3 protein-coding genes are annotated in these 3592 nt (G+C 72.2%); all 3 read left to right on the top strand.

What is annotated here, in order from left to right; translation table 11 throughout:
• The first annotated feature begins 182 nt into the window (after positions 1–182).
• On the top strand, positions 183–2225 hold the full coding sequence (gene thrS / locus H5J29_RS25270; protein WP_181783520.1) for a threonine--tRNA ligase: 2043 nt from the start codon (positions 183–185) through the stop codon (positions 2223–2225).
• A gap of 10 nt (positions 2226–2235) precedes the next feature.
• Positions 2236–2829: an HIT family protein gene (locus tag H5J29_RS25265; protein ID WP_312858397.1), complete on the top strand. Its 594-nt coding sequence runs from the start codon at positions 2236–2238 to the stop codon at positions 2827–2829.
• A 62-nt stretch (positions 2830–2891) separates the two neighbouring features.
• Positions 2892–3512, top strand: coding sequence for a phosphatidylinositol phosphate synthase (gene pgsA, locus H5J29_RS25260; protein ID WP_181783519.1), 621 nt, complete (start codon positions 2892–2894; stop codon positions 3510–3512).
• Positions 3513–3592: the final 80 nt, after the last annotated feature.

Below are 3592 nucleotides of genomic sequence, written 5' to 3'. Positions count from 1 at the left end.
TGCGGTGGACTGGTTCGCCCCCGTCGTCCCCGGCGCCCCACCTCCGCCCCGCCGCGTGCTGCTGCCGCGGGAGGACGAGGCGGACGGCGTCGTCCGCAGGCGGTCCTGACCGCGCGGAAACCCGGTGGGGGCTGCGCACTAGCATCGAGGGGACCATCCCGCACGTCCCGGAGGAGACCCTCGTGTCCGCAGCACCCGCCCCGCCCGCGTCCGCGCCGATCCTGGTGCCGGCCGGGACCACGGCGGGCGCCCGTGTCCGGGAGGGGGGCCTGCCCACGAGCGGGCCCCAGGCCGTCGTCGTCGTCAAGGACGCCGCGGGCACCCTGCGGGACCTGGCGTGGGCCCCCGAGGCGGACGCCGAGGTCACCGTCGTCACCGCGGACACCGACGAGGGTCGCAGCGTGATCCGGCACTCGGCCGCGCACGTCCTCGCGCAGGCGGTCCAGCAGCTGTACCCGGAGGCCAAGCTCGGCATCGGCCCGCCGATCACGGACGGCTTCTACTACGACTTCGACGTCGAGAGGCCCTTCACGCCGGAGGACCTCAAGAAGCTCGAGTCGGCGATGAAGAAGATCATCAAGTCCGGCCAGCGCTTCTCGCGGCGGCTGTTCGCGTCGAAGGACGAGGCGCGCGCCGAGCTGAAGGGCGAGCCCTACAAGCTCGAGCTGATCGACCTCAAGGGGCCCGAGGAGGACGTGGTCGAGATCGACTCCTCCGGGGAGCTCACGATCTACGACAACGTGCACGCCCACACCGGCGCCACCGTCTGGTCGGACCTCTGCCGCGGCCCGCACCTGCCCACCACCAAGTACATCCCGGCGTTCACCCTCACCCGCACCGCGGCCGCCTACTGGCGGGGGAGTGAGAAGAACCCGCAGCTCCAGCGCATCTACGGCACCGCCTGGGAGTCCCAGGAGGCGCTCGACGCGCACCTGGAGCGCGTCGCCGAGGCCGAGCGCCGCGACCACCGCCGTCTCGGCGCCGAGCTGGACCTGTTCTCGTTCCCGGACCAGATCGGCTCCGGCCTCGCGGTCTTCCACCCCAAGGGCGGCGTGATCCGCAAGGAGCTGGAGGACTACTCGCGGCGGCAGCACGAGCGGGCCGGGTACGAGTTCGTCAACACCCCGCACATCACCAAGGGGCAGCTGTTCCGCACCTCCGGCCACCTCGAGTGGTACGAGGAGGGCATGTACCCGGGCATGATCCTCGACGAGGAGCTGAACGCCGACGGGACCGTCCGCAAGCCCGGCCAGGACTACTACCTGAAGCCGATGAACTGCCCGATGCACAACCTGATCTTCGACGCGCGCGGGCGCAGCTACCGCGAGCTGCCGTTGCGGCTCTTCGAGTTCGGGACCGTGTACCGGTACGAGAAGTCCGGCGTGGTGCACGGGCTGACCCGCGCCCGCGGCTTCACCCAGGACGACGCGCACATCTACTGCACCGAGGACCAGATGGAGGGCGAGATCGCCTCCCTGCTGGACTTCGTGCTGAACCTGTTGCGGGACTACGGGCTCGACGACTTCTACCTCGAGATCTCCACGCGGAACCCGGCGAAGTCCATCGGGTCGGACGAGGAGTGGGAGCGCGCCACCTCGGTGCTGCGCAAGGTGGCCGAGGAGACGGGGCTCCAGCTCACCGAGGACCCGGGCGGCGCCGCCTTCTACGCGCCCAAGATCAGCGTGCAGACGAAGGACGCGATCGGTCGCAGCTGGCAGATGTCCACCATCCAGGTCGACCTGATGCTGCCGGAGCGCTTCGACCTCGAGTACACGGCGTCGGACGGCTCCCGCAAGCGCCCGGTCATGATCCACCGCGCCCTGTTCGGGTCCATCGAGCGGTTCTTCGGCGTGCTGCTGGAGCACTACGCGGGCGCCTTCCCGGCGTGGCTGGCGCCGGTCCAGGCCGTCGCGATCCCGGTCACGGACGAGCAGGTCCCGGCCGTGGAGGAGATCGTGGGGCTGCTGCGGGAGCGGGGTGTGCGCGTCGACCTGGACTCCGGGGACGACCGGATGCAGAAGAAGATCCGCACCCACACGCTGCAGAAGGTGCCCTTCCTGCTGCTCGCGGGCGCGCGGGACATCGAGGCGGGCGCGGTGAGCTTCCGCTTCCGCGACGGCAGCCAGGTCAACGGGATCCCCGTCGCCCGGGCCGTCGAGGCGATCGTGAGCTGGGTCGCGAGCCGCAGCAACGTGAACCCGACCGCCGAGACGTTCGCTGTCTAGGATCGGCTCCGTGCCCGACGAGCCCGAGCTGGAGCCGATCGACGGCGTCGGCACCCCGGACGGGTTCCGGCGGCTCTGGACACCGCACCGGCTCGCCTACATCAAGGAGGCGGGGGAGGGCGGGGGCTGCCCGTTCTGCCGCATCCCCTCCCTGCCCGACGCCGACGGGCTCGTCGTGGCGCGCGGGGAGACGGTGTTCGCGCTGCTCAACCTGCACCCGTACAACCCCGGGCACCTCATGGTGCTGCCGTACCGGCACGTCGCGGACCTCGAGGACCTCACCGCGGCGGAGTCCGCGGAGCTGATGCTGTTCACCCAGCGGGCGCTGCGGGCCATGCGGAAGGTGTCGGCGCCGCACGCCTTCAACACCGGGCTCAACCTGGGGACGGTGGCGGGCGGGTCGCTCGCCGAGCACCTCCACCAGCACGTGGTGCCCCGCTGGGGCGGGGACGCGAACTTCATCGCGGTCGTCGGGCAGACGAAGGTGATCCCGCAGCTGCTCAGCGAGACCCGCGAGCTGCTGGCCGGGGCCTGGGAGCCCGACTGGGAACCCGCTGAGAGCCCGGCCGGGACCGGCACCGGGGACGTCACACCGGGCGACTAGGCTGGCGCCCCACCCACCCGCGCAGCCCGCTGCGCGCGACCGGCAGGAGTCGGCCCCACCCGATGCTCAACGTCGTCGCCCGAGTCCACGTCAACCGGGTCACCGACCCGATCGGCCGTGCCCTGGTGTCGCGAGGGGTCACGCCGGACGTCGTCACGGTGATCGGGACGGTCGGCGCCTCGGCCGCCGCGCTCTGGTTCCTGCCGCGCGGCGAGCTGGTCCTCGCACCCTGGGTGATCACCCTGTTCGTGCTGCTGGACCTGGTCGACGGCGCCATGGCGCGCGCCCGCGGGCGCGGGACCCCGTTCGGCGCGGTGCTCGACTCCACCTGCGACCGGGTCGCCGACGGCGCCCTGTTCGCCGGGCTGGTGTGGTGGTGCCTGGGGGTGGGGGACGAGCGCGTGCTCGGCGTGGCCGCCCTGCTCTGCCTGGTCACCAGCCAGCTCATCTCGTACGTCAAGGCGCGGGCCGAGGGCATGGGCCTCGACGCCGACGGCGGCCTGGTCGAGCGCGCCGAGCGGCTGATCGTGGTGCTGCTGGGCACGTTCCTGCACGGCGTCGGGGTGCCGTACGCGCTGCACGTGGCGTTGTGGGGCCTGGCCGCGGCGTCGGTGTTCACCGTCTTCCAACGGCTGGTGCTGGTGTACCGCAGCGCCCAGCGGGCCGGGGAGCCCGAGCGGTGAACGCCGCCGAGCTCGGCTACACCGCGGCGTGGCACGTGCTGCGGCACGTCCCGCAGCCCGTCGCCGCGGGCGGGTTCCAC

This window comes from Pseudonocardia pini (assembly GCF_013870575.1).
Lineage (GTDB): Bacteria > Actinomycetota > Actinomycetes > Mycobacteriales > Pseudonocardiaceae > Pseudonocardia > Pseudonocardia pini.
Note: the sequence above shows the minus strand (reverse complement) of the source record. Positions and strands in the feature narration are given on the sequence as shown.